The 19,379-nt window shown below is 39.4% G+C and carries 17 protein-coding genes and 1 pseudogene; 7 read left to right on the forward strand and 11 right to left on the reverse strand.

What is annotated here, in order from left to right:
• Positions 1–31: 31 nt before the first annotated feature.
• The 7 genes from atpE to asnC form a co-directional block, all read right to left on the reverse strand.
• The gene (gene atpE / locus RB151_RS00155) at positions 32–271 is read right to left on the reverse strand and encodes a F0F1 ATP synthase subunit C (protein WP_004093904.1); all 240 of its coding nucleotides are present in this window, start codon (positions 269–271) and stop codon (positions 32–34) included.
• A 46-nt stretch (positions 272–317) separates the two neighbouring features.
• Positions 318–1,136 (reverse strand): F0F1 ATP synthase subunit A, encoded by an 819-nt coding sequence (gene atpB, locus RB151_RS00160; protein ID WP_042846803.1) that lies wholly within the window; start codon positions 1,134–1,136, stop codon positions 318–320.
• A gap of 33 nt (positions 1,137–1,169) precedes the next feature.
• Entirely contained in the window at positions 1,170–1,547 is a 378-nt protein-coding gene (atpI, locus tag RB151_RS00165) for a F0F1 ATP synthase subunit I (RefSeq protein ID WP_042846804.1), read from the reverse strand.
• Between the two features lie 601 nt (positions 1,548–2,148).
• The gene (gene rsmG, locus RB151_RS00170; protein WP_042846805.1) at positions 2,149–2,772 is read right to left on the reverse strand and encodes a 16S rRNA (guanine(527)-N(7))-methyltransferase RsmG; all 624 of its coding nucleotides are present in this window, start codon (positions 2,770–2,772) and stop codon (positions 2,149–2,151) included.
• 2 nt (positions 2,773–2,774) lie between these two features.
• Positions 2,775–4,664, reverse strand: a complete 1,890-nt coding sequence (gene mnmG / locus RB151_RS00175; protein WP_042846806.1) for a tRNA uridine-5-carboxymethylaminomethyl(34) synthesis enzyme MnmG — start codon at positions 4,662–4,664, stop codon at positions 2,775–2,777.
• 377 nt (positions 4,665–5,041) lie between these two features.
• On the reverse strand, positions 5,042–5,482 hold the full coding sequence (gene mioC, locus RB151_RS00180; protein WP_042846807.1) for an FMN-binding protein MioC: 441 nt from the start codon (positions 5,480–5,482) through the stop codon (positions 5,042–5,044).
• Positions 5,483–5,574: 92 nt separating this feature from the next.
• Positions 5,575–6,036 carry a transcriptional regulator AsnC gene (gene asnC, locus RB151_RS00185; protein WP_042846808.1) on the reverse strand — a complete coding sequence of 154 codons (462 nt, stop codon included), beginning with the start codon at positions 6,034–6,036 and terminating at the stop codon, positions 5,575–5,577.
• 162 nt (positions 6,037–6,198) lie between these two features.
• On the opposite strand from asnC, the gene asnA reads away from it, so the two are divergent.
• Positions 6,199–7,191, forward strand: a complete 993-nt coding sequence (gene asnA / locus RB151_RS00190) for an aspartate--ammonia ligase (RefSeq protein WP_042846809.1) — start codon at positions 6,199–6,201, stop codon at positions 7,189–7,191.
• Here the strand turns inward: asnA and viaA are convergent, their stop codons facing one another.
• From viaA to RB151_RS00205, 3 genes are all read right to left on the reverse strand, one after another.
• Complete coding sequence (gene viaA / locus RB151_RS00195) at positions 7,192–8,649, reverse strand: ATPase RavA stimulator ViaA (RefSeq protein WP_071547556.1); 1,458 nt, start codon at positions 8,647–8,649, stop codon at positions 7,192–7,194.
• Between the two features lie 2 nt (positions 8,650–8,651).
• Positions 8,652–10,169, reverse strand: coding sequence for an ATPase RavA (ravA, locus tag RB151_RS00200; protein WP_071547557.1), 1,518 nt, complete (start codon positions 10,167–10,169; stop codon positions 8,652–8,654).
• A gap of 237 nt (positions 10,170–10,406) precedes the next feature.
• On the reverse strand, positions 10,407–11,801 hold the full coding sequence (locus tag RB151_RS00205; RefSeq protein ID WP_042846812.1) for an NAD-dependent succinate-semialdehyde dehydrogenase: 1,395 nt from the start codon (positions 11,799–11,801) through the stop codon (positions 10,407–10,409).
• 349 nt (positions 11,802–12,150) lie between these two features.
• Between RB151_RS00205 and rbsD the strand changes: the two genes are divergently transcribed.
• From rbsD to rbsR, 6 genes are all read left to right on the forward strand, one after another.
• Entirely contained in the window at positions 12,151–12,570 is a 420-nt protein-coding gene (gene rbsD, locus RB151_RS00210; protein WP_071547558.1) for a D-ribose pyranase, read from the forward strand.
• A 7-nt stretch (positions 12,571–12,577) separates the two neighbouring features.
• Positions 12,578–14,092 (forward strand): ribose ABC transporter ATP-binding protein RbsA, encoded by a 1,515-nt coding sequence (rbsA, locus tag RB151_RS00215; protein ID WP_071547559.1) that lies wholly within the window; start codon positions 12,578–12,580, stop codon positions 14,090–14,092.
• Positions 14,089–15,051, forward strand: a complete 963-nt coding sequence (gene rbsC / locus RB151_RS00220; RefSeq protein ID WP_042846815.1) for a ribose ABC transporter permease — start codon at positions 14,089–14,091, stop codon at positions 15,049–15,051. Before rbsA ends, rbsC begins: the two co-directional genes overlap by 4 nt.
• Before the next feature lie 18 nt (positions 15,052–15,069).
• Positions 15,070–15,960, forward strand: coding sequence for a ribose ABC transporter substrate-binding protein RbsB (rbsB, locus tag RB151_RS00225; protein ID WP_042846816.1), 891 nt, complete (start codon positions 15,070–15,072; stop codon positions 15,958–15,960).
• Positions 15,961–16,045: 85 nt separating this feature from the next.
• On the forward strand, positions 16,046–16,975 hold the full coding sequence (rbsK, locus tag RB151_RS00230; protein ID WP_042846817.1) for a ribokinase: 930 nt from the start codon (positions 16,046–16,048) through the stop codon (positions 16,973–16,975).
• A gap of 3 nt (positions 16,976–16,978) precedes the next feature.
• Complete coding sequence (gene rbsR / locus RB151_RS00235) at positions 16,979–17,980, forward strand: ribose operon transcriptional repressor RbsR (protein WP_164975540.1); 1,002 nt, start codon at positions 16,979–16,981, stop codon at positions 17,978–17,980.
• Here rbsR and mdtD read toward each other — a convergent pair.
• Positions 17,977–19,379 (reverse strand): annotated as a pseudogene (gene mdtD, locus RB151_RS00240) (multidrug transporter subunit MdtD). The gene rbsR and the pseudogene mdtD overlap by 4 nt on opposite strands.

Raw genomic sequence — 19,379 nt, forward strand, 5'->3', positions numbered from 1 at the left:
TTAATGTTCTTAAAGTGTTCCGTAACGTTAATTAAGCAACAGCGAACATTACATACAAGCCCAGACCAACAGCAATCATCGGAATAGCATCGACCAGACCCATTACGATAAAGAACTGTGTACGCAGCAGAGGAATTAAATCTGGCTGACGAGCAGCACCTTCTAAAAATTTACCACCTAGGATGCCGATACCGATCGCAGCACCGATCGCCGCTAAGCCCATCATCACAGCGGCAGCCATGTACAGCAGATCCATACTCAGGTTTTCCATGACAGTCTCCAGTTTGTTTCAGTTAATACAATTATTGATAATTAAATTAGTGCTCTTCAGATGCCATCGACAGATAGACAACAGTCAGAACCATAAAAATAAAGGCTTGTAGCGTAATAATCAGTATGTGGAAGATAGCCCAAGGTAGGCTTAACAACCACTGTGACCACCACGGAAGCAGAGCCGCGATAAGAATAAAGATCAATTCACCTGCATACATGTTACCAAACAGTCGCAGACCGAGTGATACAGGTTTTGACAGCAGGCTTACCCCTTCAAGAATCAAGTTAACAGGAATAAAAACAGGATGGTTGAAAGGCTGCATAGTGAGCTCTTTCGTAAATCCGCCAATTCCTTTCATCTTAATACTGTAAAAGAGGATTAGGATAAACACACCAATAGCCATCGATAAGGTGACACTAACATCAGCGGTTGGTACTGCACGTAATGCAGGTAACCCGAGATAATGCTCAGCAATATACGGAAGGAAATCAATTGGGAGTAAATCCATCAGGTTCATTAAGAATACCCAGACGAACACAGTTAATGCTAAAGGAGCAATAACTTTGCTCTTCCCGTGATACATATCACGGACTGAGTTATCAACGAAACCAATGATCAGTTCTATTGCAGTCTGTAACTTACCGGGTACGCCACTAGTCGCATTGGCTGCAACTCTTCTAAATAGCCACAGGAACAAAGCCCCGAGAACTACTGAGAAAAAAAGCGAGTCAATGTTCAACGTCCAAAATGTTGGACTAGCGTGGGGATCGACCAACTTAAAGGTACTCAGGTCCAACTGAAGGTTTCTCAGATGGTGGCCTATGTAATCCTCTGTAGTCATCACTTCTCCTGATGCAGACATGATGCCTCTTACCCTTTTGTAGTTTAAAAATACTTACCGTTTAAAAACGGCTGGTGCAACAATCTGAACAATTAGCACCGCTAAATAGGTCAAACCCAGTGGTGTTAATGACGCTTTGAACACACCGAAAGCAACAACTAAAACAACGATAGTTGTAACAACCTTTAGCCCTGCTCCTAATGCTAAGAACCAGGCAATGCGGACAGGTTCATCCTCTTCCTTTGCTTTCTGAAATTGTGCTAGCAGCATAAATACGATATTTGGTAACCAGCATGCTAACCCACCAGCAAGAGCAGAGGCCCCCCATTCTATACTATTTGCACAGAAAGCCCCACTGAGGATCACTAAAGTTATAAACTGAACAGACAACTGCTTTGCAGCATGCTTGTTGTCATAAAGGGATACAGACATAACTTTTTTGATACTCCCAGCTCTTCTCAGCCTCAGAAACGCTAAGTGTTGTATAAAACTGCCTTTGCTTAAATGTGTCAAGAGACAAAAACGAGCAAATTATACGGGCAGGCGAAATGAATTCAATCAGTAAGTAGCGAAAAGGTGAATAAATATTTAATTTTTTCGAGTTAGCGCAGAATTGTCGCAGTAATAATTAATAAATAGTTAATGATTTGCTACATACTTACAGTTAAACGTGATCAATATCACACTTCGTATTATTCGCTTTATTTATTCATTCAATTTTCTTCGTAAGAAAAAATAGAATTAATCTGTAAATCAAATAATTAAAGAATTCAATTTTTGAACAAAAAACTGCTGCTATAAAGCAAATATTTCAATATTAACTAACTATCAAGCTAAATCGATTAAGTAAAAATTGGCAATTAACCCTATATTTACTTTCAAAACGCTGTTTTGGAAACTTATTCGTTATTGCCGTGTAAACAGTACGTAAAATTCGAGTGTTAACTACCCCGTTAAAAATAATAATAGCCGTCAGTTTTTTAAACCTTCGGCTATCGCTCTAAATGATAAATTTTTTTGACGAGAAGCAACTTTATTTTATAGATATTTTAACTAAATGGCGTTGTTCATCAAGTTCAGGAACTTCCAGTTCAATGATTGATTCAACCTTAAACTGCTCAGGTAATGAGGTGATTTCGTCATTATGGATCATACCTTTGAGCGCATAAAAATGCCCTGTCGGGGAGGGTAAATGGTGACACCAGCTCAACATATCATCCAATGACGCGAAAGCTCGACTGATAACTCCATCAAAACCAGACCCAACTGGGTATTCTTCAACACGAGATTGAATAGGTTCGATATTCGTCAAACCAAGTTCGTGTTGAACCTGTTTTAAAAAGCGTATGCGCTTCCCTAAGCTGTCTAATAAAACAAAGTGGGACTCAGGTCGAACAATAGCTAAAGGAACCCCTGGTAAGCCAGGGCCTGTTCCTACATCGATAAACGTGGTCCCGTTGAGTTGACCGTTCACCACTATGCTATCCATAATATGGCGAATCAGCATCTGTTGCGGGTCACGTACAGAAGTTAGATTATAGGCTTTGTTCCATTTAACTAATAACTCAACGTAACCAATTAATTGCTGTTTTTGTTTATCTGTTAGGTTGATATCCGCTTTTGCTAACAATTGGTTAAGTTTTGATAATAAATCCATTTTTATGCGCTCCGGCGTAACATGCCTTGTTTTTTAAGCCAAACAAGTAAAATAGAGATTGCAGCCGGGGTAATACCTGAAATACGTGAAGCTTGGCCTATGGATGTTGGTTTATGGTCGTTCAGTTTAGCCATTACTTCGTTAGATAACCCTTTGACTTGTTTGTAATCAAGGTCAATAGGTAATATCGTGTTTTCATTCCGTAGCTGTCTTTCGATCTCTTCTTTTTGACGAGCGATATAACCTTCATATTTAACCTGTATTTCAACCTGATCGGCAGCTTGAGGATCATCAATACCTGGAGCAAAAAGGTTAAGTGAGGTTAACATTTTATAGGTCATTTCAGGGCGACGTAGTAAATCTTCCCCGTTAGCTTCTTTTGATATTGGTACCGTTAAAATTGCGTCGATTTCTGCATGGTTATCAGATTTTGGATGAACCCAAATATCTTTTAAGCGTTGACGCTCTTTTTCAATCAATTCAACTTTGTTATTAAAATGAGCCCAGCGAACGTCATCAACTAACCCTAGTTCACGCCCTTTTTCAGTTAAACGTAAATCTGCATTGTCTTCACGCAGCATCAAACGGTATTCTGCACGTGAAGTGAACATGCGGTAAGGTTCTTTAGTCCCCAAAGTACACAGGTCATCGACTAAAACCCCAATATAGGCTTGGTCACGACGAGGGAACCAACCTTCTAACCCAAAGGCATATTGTGCAGCATTAAGGCCTGCTAGTAGCCCTTGAGCACCAGCTTCTTCATAACCTGTTGTGCCATTAATTTGACCAGCAAAGAACAGGCCATTAATAAATTTACTTTCTAGAGTTTGTTTGAGATCTCTAGGGTCAAAGAAATCATACTCAATAGCATAACCAGGGCGAATGATCCTTGCATTTTCCATTCCTTTCATGGAATGAACTATTTGCATTTGGACATCAAATGGTAAGCTGGTGGATATACCATTTGGATAGATTTCGTTGCTGGTTAAGCCTTCGGGTTCTAAGAAGATCTGATGTGAGTCTTTGTCTGCAAAGCGCATCACTTTATCTTCGATCGATGGGCAATAACGCGGGCCTATACCTTCGATGATCCCTGCGTACATTGGGCTACGATCAAGGTTATTTCTGATCACATCATGGGTTTTTTCATTGGTGTAAGTGATGTAACAAGGCATCTGTTGTGGATGTTGATCCTGTGAGCCTAGGAATGAAAAAACAGGCATAGGATTATCACCTAGTTGTTGTGCTAACTGGGTGAAATCGATGGTTCTTGCATCAATACGTGGTGGAGTTCCCGTTTTTAAGCGGTTAACTCGTAATGGTAATTCCCTTAAACGTTGAGAAAGGGAAACTGATGGCGGGTCACCAGCACGACCACCACTGTAGTTTTCTAAACCTATATGAATTTTTCCATCAAGAAAAGTCCCTACCGTTAATACCACTGCTTTTGCTTTAAATTTTAAGCCCATGCGGGTAACAGCGCCTGTGACTTGATTATTTTCAACAATTAAGTCTTCAACAGGTTGTTGGAAAATCATTAAGTTTGGTTGATTTTCTAAAGCGGTTCTAACTGCTTGTCGATAAAGAACGCGGTCTGCTTGTGCACGAGTTGCACGTACTGCCGGCCCTTTACTGGCATTTAATGTTCTAAATTGAATGCCAGCTTTGTCAGTTGCAGTTGCCATTAAACCACCAAGGGCATCAATTTCTCTAACCAGATGTCCCTTACCGATCCCACCAATGGCTGGGTTGCAAGACATCTGGCCCAATGTATCAATATTGTGAGTCAGTAATAGGGTTTGACGCCCCATACGTGCAGCTGCCATTGCTGCTTCAGTACCGGCATGACCACCACCAATTACGATGACGTCAAATTGCTCTGGATAAAACATGTGTGAACCTTAAACGTTAGAAAATGCTGACTGTGCATTTGAGGAGAGGATTCTACTCAAGTTTTAGGAAGACACCAAGTTTTAGGTATCTCCCTTATATAGTATTAAGATCTTTTTATTTAAAGATCTCTTTATTAGATCTATTATTAGGATCGCTCGTTTCTGTGGATAAGTGGATTTTCACTTTAAAGATCATAAAAGTGTAAAGGATCATATACTGTGAATGATCCGTGATCCTATTGCGTATAAGCTGGGATCAAAAAGGTGACTTATACACAGGCAGTGGTCGACCTAAAACTTATACTATGGATAACTACCGGTTAATACCGTGATCTTCCCTGAGTTATCCACAGCTGACTGCTGGTTTAATAACCAAATCATAGTTCGTTTGCCCAAATTTTAACCCATTCCCCCGCGGGATCTTCAGGTATTTCGTGTTGCTGGACATCAATTTCAAAACATTCACCGATCCTTTTTGCCCCTTTTTCGCTTAATAACGAATCAAGTTTGTGGATCGCACCACAAAAAATGTCATACTCGGAACTACCGATCCCGACTGCACCAAATTTAACTTTACTTAGATCTGGGGATTCTTTTTGTATGCTTTCAAATAAAGGCTGAATGTTTTCTGGTAAATCACCTGCACCATGTGTAGAGCTAACCACCAGCCATAACCCTTCAAGTGTTAAGTCATCAAGACTAGGACCATGTTGAATTTCTGTTTCATAACCTAATTCGTCCAAAATCTCAGCCATATGCTCTGCAACATATTCCGCACTGCCCATTGTACTGCCACTTATTAAGGTTACTTTTGTCATGGTGATTCTCTTTCACGATAATTGCTGGCTATTGTACGCTGTGAATGAGCTGGGATCTACCTGTGGATAATGTGGTTATATAATTTTTTTTTCTAAGGGCTAATTGTTCGCAAGATTGGGTTCTGTAAGGAGATCAACGTTTCGGTGGATTGTATTTCATCAATCGTTTGAATTTTGTTGATAAGTACGTCTTGTAACGCATCAATTGACTTGCACATGACTTTGATAAAAATGCTGTATTGCCCAGTTGTGTAATAAACCTCAACCACTTCTTCTAAGGCATCCAGTTTTTTTAGTGCTGTTGGGTAATCTTTAGCACTTTTTAAAATGATGCCAATAAAACAGCAGACATCAAAACCTAACCGTTTTGGGCTGATATCGATACGAGTTCCTTGAATGATTCCAGCTTGCTTCATTTTCTCTACGCGAACATGAATTGTACCTGGGCTAACAGAGAATTTTTTTGCTAATTCCGCATATGGTGTACGTGCATTTCCCATTAATTCGTGAAGTATGTCACGATCGAGATTATCGATTTGATAATTTTCAGGCATTATTTCACCTCCATTTTAACGATTATTCATTTTTATACCCTTTTTTTTGATTAAAATAAACGCCAATGGCTTTTTTTAATGAAGTATATTGAATTTATACCTCGTTTTGTTGCTTAATCTATACATCAGCTAATACAGCAATCAAATTATGGGTACAAAATTATGGACAAGTCATTCATCGAACATCAGCAACAAATTAGTTTTGTTAAATCATATTTCTCACGTTTACTCGAAAAGGAATTAGGCTTAATTGAGGTTCAAGGCCCAATCCTGAGCCGTTTAGGTGATGGTACACAAGATAACTTATCCGGTAGTGAAAAAGCCGTTCAAGTAAAAGTGAAATCAATTCCAGGTGCAACCTTCGAAGTCGTTCACTCATTGGCTAAATGGAAACGTAAAACGCTCGGTCGTTTTGGTTTTAGTAAAGGCCAAGGTTTATATACACATATGAAAGCTTTGCGTCCGGACGAGGATCGCTTAACCCCTATCCACTCTGTCTATGTTGATCAGTGGGATTGGGAAAAAGTGATGGCAGATGAGGAGCGTACTCTTCCTTATCTGAAACAGACAGTGGGTAAAATCTATAAGGCAATAAAAGAAACAGAAGCTGCCGTAAGTAAAGAATTTGGTTTGGCACCGTTCCTGCCAGACCAAATTCACTTTATCCACAGTGAAGAGTTACTACAGCGTTACCCTGACTTAGACGCTAAAGGTCGTGAGCGCGCTATCGCGAAAGAACTGGGTGCTGTATTCTTGATTGGTATTGGCGGTAAGTTATCGAGCGGTGAATCACATGATGTACGTGCACCAGACTATGATGACTGGACGACAAAAAATGAAGATGGTTTTTGTGGTTTAAACGGTGACATCATTGTATGGAACCCAGTATTACAAGATGCTTTTGAGCTGTCCTCTATGGGTATTCGTGTAAGTCCTGAGTGCTTGACATACCAATTAGGCCTGACAAATGATGAAAAGCGTATGGAATTAGAGTGGCATCAAGCGTTAGTGAAAGGTGAAATGCCGCAAACTATTGGGGGTGGCATTGGTCAATCACGTTTAGTGATGTTGCTTCTGCAACGTCAACACATTGGCCAAGTACAATGTGGCGTGTGGGGCGAAGAAATGCAAGAGTCAGTTGAAGGTATGCTGTAATTAGCGATTAAAGCGGCGTAGTAGCCTGCTTTTTAACCCAGTATCAAAGCGCCAAATATGGTCAAAAACTTTCATGATGCTGGGTTTCCCATAATTTGATACGGATACCGCATGGAAGCGGTATTTCCCCATCTTCTGCATTGATTTAATCTTCTGAATTAATTCATCGGGCAAACGTTGAGCCACAAAATCAGAAATTACCACTGCATCTGCATCAGCCCACTGTTTTGACTCCAATTTTATTGCTGTTTCTTGCAAACAAGCGGCGAGATCGGTCCCACCTTTAAAGGTCTGATGTAAAAAACGAATACATTGATCTAAGCCATCGGCAGATAATAAATTGTAGTGCACTATTTCAGTGGAGAATAACATGACATGGCATGACCGGTTATCTGCCAGCGCAATTTTCATCAGGGCAAGGCAAAAGGCTTTGGCACATCGTTCATTTAACCCCCCCATTGAACCAGAGGTATCGATACATACAACGAATGGTCCTCTTGGTTGCTCTTCGTTATGATGATGTGTGATTGGCAGAAGTATTTTTCTTTCTTGCCAACTCTCACCTTGTAAACGATAAGTCAAAAGTTGTTTTTCAAGCAATTTGCGATAAAACTCAAACTCTATATCTTCAAGTCCTAACATGGCTAATTCCGCGGGTAATAACCGTAAAATATCATCGCTTTGATTTAAACCATTAACTTGTTCGGGGACAGTTTCAGGGACTTTTTCCATGATAGTCATTGGTTCAAGTATGACGCTATCATCTGGAATGGCTTGGGCTGTTTGGCTGCGCCCTAACAATTGGGCTATTTTTTCCAGTTCAGGTTGTTGGCGTAAAAACTCACTATAACGATTTAACAATTGGTCATTATAAGCTGAGGTCATATTGGCACCTTTGCTTAGATCCCATAAGCGGCCTGCTGCTCGCTCATTTTCACCGAGTATATCTTCTAAATTTCCACTTAACGCTAGCCGACGCTGTAATTCCGCCAGCAACTGTTCTTTTTCTTGCTCCAACAGTTCTTTATGAAGAGTCGTAACTTGAAAAATTAAGCTAATACGCCATCTTTGGACAAACAGTGATTGTCTTGCACTACGGTTTTCTATTTTGCCACTCTGTAACTGATAAGCTTCACGATAAAAAGGGGAATCAAGTTGATGAAGCTTTTCAATTACAGTAGGGAGTTGGGTAAAAAAAGCATCAGTGGAAATTCCTAATGACTGGCGATACAACTCAAACTCTTCAGAAAGCTGTAAAGGGACGAGTGCATCTTTCATCCTTTGTTTGAGATCTTTTTTCCAACTGGATAAATCTTTTAGTAAGGCTTTTTTCAAACGTGGGTGTTTTTCGAAAAATACGGCCAATTGTGGGGTAGCGAGAAGAGAAATAATGATCTCTTCAATTAATTGACCTTCATTAACCGAAAGTAGCATTTCGAGTGTGGCTAAACTCATCATAATTATTCAGCCACTTTACCCGTGATTTGGTTGCGTAGTTGGATGAGTCTCTCGGATACGTTAATAAAGCTTTGTTCTATATCTGCTATCCAATGGGGCTCGATAAATAAATTTGGTTGCTGTTTTTCAAATTGATAGCGAGCTGTTTGGATATCATTTTGAATTTTATCCAACTTATCTAACCATTCTTGGTTATTTATCGTAGGTATGTTACTTGCTGTTTTATCCTGTAGATATAAAGTCGATGATTGGTGACTCACATCTAATAATTGAATTTGGTTTAAATTATTAATCTCTGCGGCCAATTCTTGGGCAAAACCAATTCCGTTGAGGTGAGCTGATAACGTTGTTCCTTTATTTAAAAAGTTTATCAGGGATTTTTTATCCGTTGTCACAAAGGTGACTTTCATATTATGTAACTGCAATGGGCGATGTAAAAATAGCGTAATACGCCCTTCAGCAATATTCTCTGGGAGTACATATGAGGCTTTGCGAGCAAACATTGCATTGTTTTTATTTACTTTAAATGCGTCTTGGTTGTTTTGATCTTGGGTTGATGACATCCATTGTTGGTAAGTTAGCTCTATTTCGTGCATTAATTTACGTTGTTGCCAGCCATCCTCTTGCAGTAGAGATTGCAATAATTTAGGCAAGGTGTTCATGGATTGCATATCGTGCCATAGGCAATCTTTTAGTAGCACAATATCAAGGGGGGATACACTACTTCTACCATTGAAAAATGCACTTGCTTGCAGTAGATAAACCGCTTTTTTCCATCGCCTGTCAGAAACATAAACTTGCTTATCTGTTGCATCTAATTGTTGACGTAGTTGATAAATAAGCTCAAAACAGTGATCGGGTAGCGTAATTTTCGGTATTTCTTGTTGCCACTGTTGGTATTCTTCATCACTGATTTTTAAATGTTCAGGTACTTGTGCTTCATCTAAGGATGATTTTCCAGTTAGAAGTGCGCGGAAATTTTGTTTTTCTTGTAGTTTATCTAACCAAATACGCACTAACATACGGTCAAATAGTGCTTCTAGGCTACTATCTGCATCAGGAAGTTCATTAGAAGCGGTAACTAATAGCCGCATCGGAATACGTTTTTCTTCGTCACCATTACGAAACTTGCGTTCATTTACTGCCGTTAGCAAAGTATTTAAAATAGCGGGGCCGGCTTTCCAAATCTCATCAAGAAAGACAACTTCAGCATCAGGTAAATAGCCTTTAGTTAGCCGTTGGTAGCGCCCTTCATCTTTTAGTGCCTGTATTGATAGTGGGCCAAATATTTCTTCGGGAGTCGAAAAACGTGTCATTAAGTATTCAAACGCATTTGCATGGCGAAAAGCAAATTTCATTCGTCTCGCTATCAAGCTTTTTGCAATACCTGGAGGGCCTAAGAGAAAAACACTTTCCCCACTTAATGTGGCTAATAAACATAAACGAATAGCCTGCTGGCGTTCATATAAACCGCTTTCAAGGTAATTGCTAAGTTGAGCTATCCGTTCAGATAATTGCATCGATATTCCTTTCATTGAATAACAAAATTCAATAATGTTGTAGTTACGCTTAATTCTTAGGTTATCCGTCCTTTTATAAACAGTGCAATCAAATTTGTCATTTTTCTTTTGTGTTATTTGATTTAAATCGTGTGTAGCTGTATTAAGGCGAGAAAATCTTAATCGAAAGAGAGCTGATTTGAACTGGGTGGGCTCATGAGTATAAAACTATGAGCCCGCGCTGAGGATTAATAATTATTAATAAGGTGCATCTGGCGTGGTAACTCGAATTAATTTTTCATTCACAAACTCACGAATGCCCGCAAGTGATTGTTCTCGACCATAACCAGAAAGCTTAGTTCCACCGAAGGGGAGCTCAGGGGCAATTCCTGTCGTATGATTGATATAAACCATCCCTGTGACTATTTGGCGAGCCACTTTTATTGCTTCCGCTTCATTCTTACCAAAGACAGTTCCACCTAAACCGAATTCAGTCGCGTTAGCTAATTGAATGGCTTCATCTATATTTTTTACAGCATAAATACAAAGTACTGGGCCGAATATTTCTTCATGATAAGCTTTCATATTCGGTTTTATATCTGTCAATATTGTGGGTTGCATAAACGCCCCTTCACGCTCTAATCGCTTACCGCCAAATACCAGTGTTGCTCCCTCTTTTACAGCCACTTCAACTTGATTAATAACGTCGTTTACTGCTCCTTCGCTACTTAATGGGGCGAGTTGCGTAGCTGGGTCCATTGGGTCACCCACAATAATTTTTTCATAGATTGCTTTTGCTTTTGCGATAAATTCTTTCGCAACGTTTTCTAATACAATAATACGTTTTGGTGAAACACAAACTTGCCCTGCATTCCATAGACGGCCAGCAGTCGCTGTCGCAACCGCACTATCAATATCTGCATCAGCTAGCACAATAAAAGCATCACTCCCTCCTAGCTCAAGTGTTGATTTTTTTATTACTTTGCTTGCTTCAGAGGCAAAATTGGAACCAGCAGGTTTACTTCCTGTTAAAGATACGGCTTTGACTCGTTCATCTGAAACAAGAGCTGAAACTTTTGAGCCAGGAATGAATAAATTGTTGTAAACGCCATCCGGTAGGCCTGCTTCAATAAATATTTTTTCCATTATTTCAGCGCATTGGGGAATATTTGAAGCATGCTTTAAAACAATGGTATTCCCTGCCATTAGATTAGCAGCAGCTGTTCGAGTTATTTGATAAAATGGAAAATTCCATGGTTGAACAGTCAGGAGTACTCCGATAGGTTCATAAGTTAAGAAGGCTTTTCCGTGTTTAACATCAATTTCTTTATCCGCTAATAAACGGCTTCCTTCATTCGCATAGTAGTCAAAAATATTTGCGCATAATTCGACTTCGCTTATCGATTCACTTAATAGTTTTCCCATTTCTGTTGTACAGATTTTTCCGAGAAGCTCTTTTTTATCTCGCATAGTTTTTGCTATGTTATGTAAAATTACTGCTCGCTCTGTAAATGAGCTTTTTTTCCAAGTCAGGTAGGCGTTATCTGCTTTGCTGAGTATTGTATCGACTTCCTCCGCACTCATTTCTTGATAAATCTTTTCTACTTTATTTGTTGCTGGATTAACTGATTTTATTGATGATGTCATATTCATTTTTTATTCCTTATCGCAACGGTTAAAGATAAATAATTCAACCTATATTAAATTACATTTGATATGTCACCATAAAATGAGCTTAAAATGAATTTAAATGGCATTTTTCATCAAAAAATCTTTGTAAACAATTTTTAATTGTTTTTGAATGTTTTTTTTATGTTTATTTATGAATCAATAGAAACGATTCAGCTTAAGCTATTCAATTAGTTATCATTTTTTATTTTTTTAACGCTAACGAAACGTTTCGATGTTGATCACAAATATTAACCATCAATATTGAGTTGTAACTCATCTTTACTATGATTACATGAGCGAAACGTTTCGCTTACTAGAATGGCGGTGAAAAATGAAAAAGGGTGTTTTACTTAATGCCAACGTGACCTCTGTAATTGCCAAGTTAGGTCATACGGACCAAATAACGCTTGCTGATGCTGGTTTGCCTATTTCTCAAGGAACTGAGCGCATTGATTTAGCCATTACTCAAGGCTTACCCGATTTCATGTCAGTTTTAAGTGTTATTACTCAAGAGATGCAAGTCGAAAAAGCCATTCTAGCTGAGGAAATTAGTACCAATAACCCACAAATGGAAGATGCTATTTTAACTCACTTACAACAGCTAGAAGTCACTCAAAATAATACGATTGAAATTATCTATTGCAGCCATGAACGTTTTAAACAACTGACTCATGACAGTAAAGCGGTGATCCGCACCGGAGAATGTTCACCGTTCGCTAACATTATTCTTTGTTCTGGTGTGACTTTCTGAGGTGATTATGCAACCTTTATTAGAACTTATCGGGATCGATAAATCATTTCCAGGGGTAAAAGCCCTTAATGGGGCGACATTAAATGTCTATCCTGGAAAAGTCATGGCGCTGGTGGGGGAAAATGGGGCTGGCAAATCAACCATGATGAAAGTACTAACCGGTATCTATAGCAAAGATGCAGGTAAAATCCGCTATCTAGGCAAAGAAGTAAAATTTAATGGCCCTAAAAACTCCCAAGAAGCAGGCATTGGTATTATTCACCAAGAGCTAAATCTTATTCCTGAATTAACTATCGCGGAGAATATTTTTCTTGGTCGAGAATTTGTTAATGTATTTGGCAAAATCGACTGGAAAAAGATGTTTAGTGAATCAGACAAACTTCTTCAACGTCTTAATCTTGATTATAACAGCCACCAAACTATTGCTGAGCTCTCTATTGGTGAGCAGCAAATGGTCGAAATAGCTAAGGTTCTGAGTTATCAATCCCAAGTTATCATCATGGATGAGCCAACCGATGCTTTAACTGATACAGAAACAGCTTCTTTATTTAGAGTTATTGAAGACTTAAAAGCGCAAGGCTGTGGCATTGTGTACATTTCTCATCGGCTAAAAGAAATTTTTGAAATTTGCGATGATGTAACTGTTTTTCGTGACGGCCAATTTATAGGTGAAAAAACTGTTAGCGAATTAGAAGAAGAAAAGCTAATTGAAATGATGGTAGGACGAAAACTAGAAGATCAGTATCCGAGAGTTGATGTTCCTACTGGTAGTGTGCGCTTACAGTTGCAAAATATATCCGGTCCTGGAGTCACTAATGCCAGTTTTAGTCTAAAAAGTGGTGAAATTTTAGGGGTTTCAGGGTTGATGGGGGCAGGTCGCACGGAATTGATGAAAATTATTTATGGCGCGGCAGCGAAGAAAACAGGGACTATTACTCTTGAAGGTAAGGAAGTCACATTAAGAACTCCTCAAGATGGCCTAAATAACGGCATTGTCTATATTTCTGAAGACCGCAAACGTGATGGTTTAGTACTTGGCATGTCAGTGAAAGAAAATATGTCATTGACGGCACTACGTTATTTTAGCCGCGTAGGTGGTAGTTTAAAACATAAAGAAGAACAACAAACTGTCAGTGATTTCATTCGATTATTCAATATTAAAACGCCATCAATGGACCAAATTATTGGCAACCTTTCTGGTGGTAATCAGCAAAAAGTGGCAATTGCTCGGGGGTTAATGACGCGACCTAAAGTCCTGATCCTTGATGAACCAACTCGCGGGGTTGATGTTGGAGCCAAAAAAGAAATTTATCAATTAATTAACCAATTTAAGAAAGAAGGACTGAGTATCATTTTAGTTTCTTCAGAAATGCCAGAAGTGATTGGAATGAGTGACCGTATTTTGGTTATGCATGAAGGTCATATCAGTGGGGAGTTTTCCGCCAAAGACGCAACTCAGGAAGCCTTAATGGCTGCTGCAGTGGGTAAACATTATGGCTCAGTTCAGGAGTTATCAGCATGAGTTCAACTACCGCATCATCAAAACGCTGGTTCAGCAAAGCATGGCTGATGGAGCAAAAATCATTAATAGCACTATTAATTTTAATTGCGATCGTATCGACATTAAGCCCTAATTTTTTTACGGTTAATAACTTTTTCAATATCTTACAACAAACCTCTGTGAATGCCATTATGGCTGTTGGAATGACATTGGTCATTTTAACCTCAGGAATTGACCTGTCTGTCGGCTCATTATTAGCATTAACTGGGGCTGTGGCAGCTTCTATGGTGAGTACTGATGTAAATGCTTTAGTCGCTGTTGCTGGTGCATTAGCATTGGGGGCTGCAATTGGCGCATGTACCGGTGTTATTGTCGCAAAAGGTAAAGTTCAAGCTTTTATTGCAACTCTAGTCATGATGTTATTACTACGTGGGGTTACTCGCGTGTACACCGACGGAAGCCCTATTAATACAGGGTTTAGTGATAACGCAGATTTATTTGGTTGGTTTGGTATTGGGCGTCCATTTGGCATTCCGACCCCTGTTTGGTTAATGATCATTGTTTTTGCGGCTGCATGGTACATGTTGCATCACACACGTCTAGGTCGTTATATCTATGCATTAGGGGGGAATGAATCAGCAACTCGCCTATCTGGTATTAACGTCGACCGCATTAAAATTATCGTTTATGCCTTATGTGGCTTGTTAGCTGCATTGGCGAGTGTAATCGAAGTTGCGCGTTTATCATCAGCACAACCAATGGCGGGTAATGGATATGAATTGGATGCCATTGCTGCGGTTGTTCTTGGTGGTACCAGCCTTGCTGGTGGTAAAGGCCGCATTGTCGGAACCTTGATTGGTGCCTTGATCCTTGGTTTTCTAAATAATGGCTTAAACTTATTAGGTATTTCGTCAAACTATCAGATGATTGTAAAAGCTGTCGTCATCTTACTTGCGGTACTTGTTGATAATAAAAAATAACCCTACAGGAAAATTATTATGAAGATGAATAAATTAGCAACACTATTATCTGCGGTTGCACTGAGTGCAACGGTCAGTGTTAATGCGATGGCGAAAGATAGCATTGCATTAGTTATTTCTACACTTAACAATCCATTCTTTGTGACGATGAAAGACAGCGCACAAAAAGAAGCTGATAAACTGGGGTATGAATTGATCGTCTTAGATTCTCAAGATAACCCAGCTAAAGAGTTGGCAAACGTACAAGATCTAACTGTGCGTGGCACAAAACTTATGTTAATCAATCCAACTGATTCAGACGCGGTCGGGAATTCTATTTTAATGGCTAACAAAGCTAACATTCCTGTGATCACATTAGATAGAGCAGCAAATAAAGGTGAAGTTGTCAGCCATGTGGCATCAGATAACCGCATGGGTGGGAAAATGGCGGCTGACTATATCGCAAAAAAAACGGGTAATGAAGCAAAAGTCATTCAATTAGAAGGGATTTCCGGTACTTCAGCAGCGCGTGAGCGTGGTGAAGGTTTTAATACTGGAGCAAAAGAGCATAAATTTAATTTACTGGCGAGTCAACCTGCTGATTTTGATAGAACAAAAGGCTTGAACGTCATGCAAAACTTGTTAACGGCACATCCTACTGTCCAAGCGGTATTTGCTCAGAATGATGAAATGGCTCTAGGTGCTTTAAGAGCTTTACAAACTGCTGGTTATTCTGATGTTCTTGTTGTTGGGTTTGATGGCACTAATGATGGCATCAAAGCAGTAGAAAGCGGTAAATTAGGGGCAACCATAGCACAGCGCCCAGACCAAATCGGTATCGTTGGAGTACAGATAGCGGATAAAGTCTTAAAAGGTGAAAAAGTTGAATCTACGGTTCCAGTTGAATTGGAATTAGTGGTAAAACAATAAAAAATAAAAACCGCCGTTTACTATTATAACGGCGGTTCATTTAGTTTGTGGGTTATTACGTCACAATAAAAAGGAAATAAACGTTATGGCTACAGCAAAGCTAGTGGTTCTCGGTAGTATCAATGCTGATCATATATTAAATGTTAAGCAATTTCCGCAGCCGGGTGAAACGGTGAGGGGTGATCACTATCAAGTTGCATTTGGTGGTAAAGGCGCAAATCAAGCTGTCGCCGCGGGTAGAAGCGGTGCTGACATAACTTTTATTGCTTGTGTTGGTGATGATGGCATTGGTTCTAGTATTAAAAAACAGCTTAGTTTGGATAATATTAAAACTGAGTGTATTGATGCCATTCAAGATGAAACTACTGGTGTGGCATTGATTTATGTGAACCAACAAGGTGAAAACATTATTGGTATCAGTGCAGGCGCAAATGCACAATTGACGACAGAAAGGCTTGCTAGCTATCAACAAAAAATTATCGAAGCTGATGCTGTTTTAATGCAATTAGAGTCACCTCTTGATACGGTACAAATGGCTGCTGAAATTGCCAATAAAAATAATACACAGGTAATTTTAAATCCAGCACCAGCCCAGTCATTGCCAGATTCATTATTAACACTAGTCGATATCATTACACCAAATGAAACCGAAGCTGAGCATCTAACAGGGATTGCTGTTAATGATAATAAAGGAGCACAAGCAGCTGCACAGGTGTTGCACGAAAAAGGGATCAGCAAAGTGATGATAACGCTAGGGTCCCGAGGGGTTTGGTATAGTGAACAAGGCTCACAAGGGAAAATAATTCCTGCATTTAACGTAAAAGCAGTAGATACTATTGCGGCAGGTGATACATTCAATGGGGCTTATGTCACTGCACTATTGGAAGGTAAGGCAGATGAAGACGCAATTATTTTTGCTCATGCTGCCGCAGCAATTGCTGTAACTCGTCCTGGCGCGCAGCCATCGGTACCTTGGCGTAAAGAAATTGAACAATTTTTGACTCAACAGGATTAGCTTGTGGCAACAATGAAAGATGTGGCACGTTTAGCGGGGGTGTCGACATCCACAGTCTCTCACGTGATTAATCAAAATCGCTATGTTAGCGAAAGTATAACTCTGCGCGTCAAAAATGCGATAGAAGAGCTAAACTATGCCCCTTCAGCATTAGCTAGAAGCTTAAAAATGAATCGCACTAATACAATAGGGATGTTACTAACAACAAGTAATAACCCATTTTATGCAGAAGTAGTACGTGGTGTTGAACGTAGTTGCTACGAGCGCGGTTATAGTTTGATCTTATGTAATACTGAAGGTGACCTTCAACGTATGAACCATAGCTTAGAAACGTTATTACAAAAACGTGTTGATGGGCTATTAATTATGTGTACAGAAGTTCAAGGCCCATCGAAGGATGTGTTTACTCGCTACCCTAGCGTTCCGACCGTTATGATGGATTGGTCACCATTTGATTCAGTAGGAGATGTGATTCAAGATAACTCATTTCTTGGGGGGGAAATTGCTACCCGTTATCTTATTGATTCGGGTTTTACCCGAATAGCCTGTATTGCGGGGCCTCAAGATAAGTCTCCAGCAAGGGCTCGTTATCAAGGTTTTATTCAAGCGATGGAACAGGCTAAAATTGAAGTTAATGAAGATTATATTATTTTCAGTGACTTCGAATTTGCTGGTGGTTTTGAATCAATGAATAAACTGCTTGAGCTATCAACGCCTCCACAAGCTATTTTTGCAGGGAATGATGCCATGGCTGTTGGGGCTTATCAGGCTATATTCCAAAAAGGAATCAAAGTGCCTGATGATATTTCAATTATTGGTTATGATGATATCGACCTTTCACCTTATATGATCCCACCATTGACGACGATCCATCAACCAAAAGATAAACTAGGCAAACAGGCTGTTGACCAACTTATTTATCGTATGGATAACCCTGAAGCAGATGCCAGTGTTTTAGTATTAACACCTGAACTTATTGAGCGTCAATCGGTCAGGAAATGCTAATTTTTAGCCTTTTTTGCTTTATTTTTTATTAAGTTATCCCCATCAGTCTTACTTAATAATAAAAAGACAAAAGCGGATATTAAGGTGATAGCACCGACAGTAATAAAGGTATAATGGAAATTATCGACGGTATTGCTGTTAGGCTGTCCACCATAGAAGTTCAATATTGCTGCGCTCACTGCAATACCGAAACTTATCGATAGCTGTTGAGTCACGGCTAACATACTGTTCCCCGCACTCGCATTATTATCTGTTAGGTCAGCCAAACATATCGTATTCATTGCGGTAAATTGTACAGACATTACCATACCTAAAATGAATAAAGGGACAATTAACAGATAAATCGACATACTTGGTGACTGCAAGGAAAATTGAGCAATCATTAATCCAATAATGATGGTGATAACAAATAATGTATTACGGTACCCATATTTAGTGAGTATTTTTGTAACAGCGGATTTTGCTGTGATTGAACCAATCGCTAATGGTGCCATCATCATACCAGCAACAACAGCTTCATAGCCAAAACCAACTTGTAGCATTAATGGCATTAGAAATGGAATACTGCCAGTACCTAGTCGAGTTGCAACATTCCCACTGATACCAATAGAAAAAGTGCGAGTTTTAAATAAATTTAAAGGAATAATGGCGTGCTTAATTCGCCTTGCATGGAAAATATAAAGAAATAGGAAAAGAAACCCAATTGCAACAAGAGATACTGGTATAGATGTAGGTAGCGATTTATCACCAAAGAAATCGAGGCTGACAGATAGCATTACTAAACCGAATCCAAACAATAAGAAACCGAGGGTATCAAATTTTCGCTTCGGCATTTTAAAATCAGGCATATGTTTTAACGCATAAAAAATACCTAAAACGCCAATAGGAATATTAATAATAAATATCCAATGCCATGTGGCGTAGGTCACTAATATACCACCTAGCAGAGGCCCTAAGATTGGCCCAACTAACCCCGGTATTGTGACAAAGTTTAATATTGGCAATAATTCACTACGTGGATAGGCTCTAATTAGCGCTAAACGTGCAACTGGCATCATCATTGCCCCACCAACCCCTTGAATAACCCTTGACGTTACTAAAAAATCTAGGGAGGGTGAAAGTGCACACAATAAAGAACCTAAAGAAAATAATGAAACTGCTAAAATAAAAACACGCCGTGTCCCAAATCTATCGGCAAACCACCCACTTACAGGGATCAATAAGGCAACAGTTAATGTGTAACTGACTACTGCTGATTGCATAGCAAGGGGGAGTGATGAAGGCTCTTGGCAATATCAGGTAAAGCCGTATTCAAAATAGTGGCATCAAGTGCTTGCATGAAAAAGGCCATGGCCGCAATCCATGGAAGACCAGACATATTTTTGGCTGTCTTGAACAT

This window comes from Providencia rettgeri (assembly GCF_001874625.1).
GTDB classification, from domain to species: domain Bacteria; phylum Pseudomonadota; class Gammaproteobacteria; order Enterobacterales; family Enterobacteriaceae; genus Providencia; species Providencia huashanensis.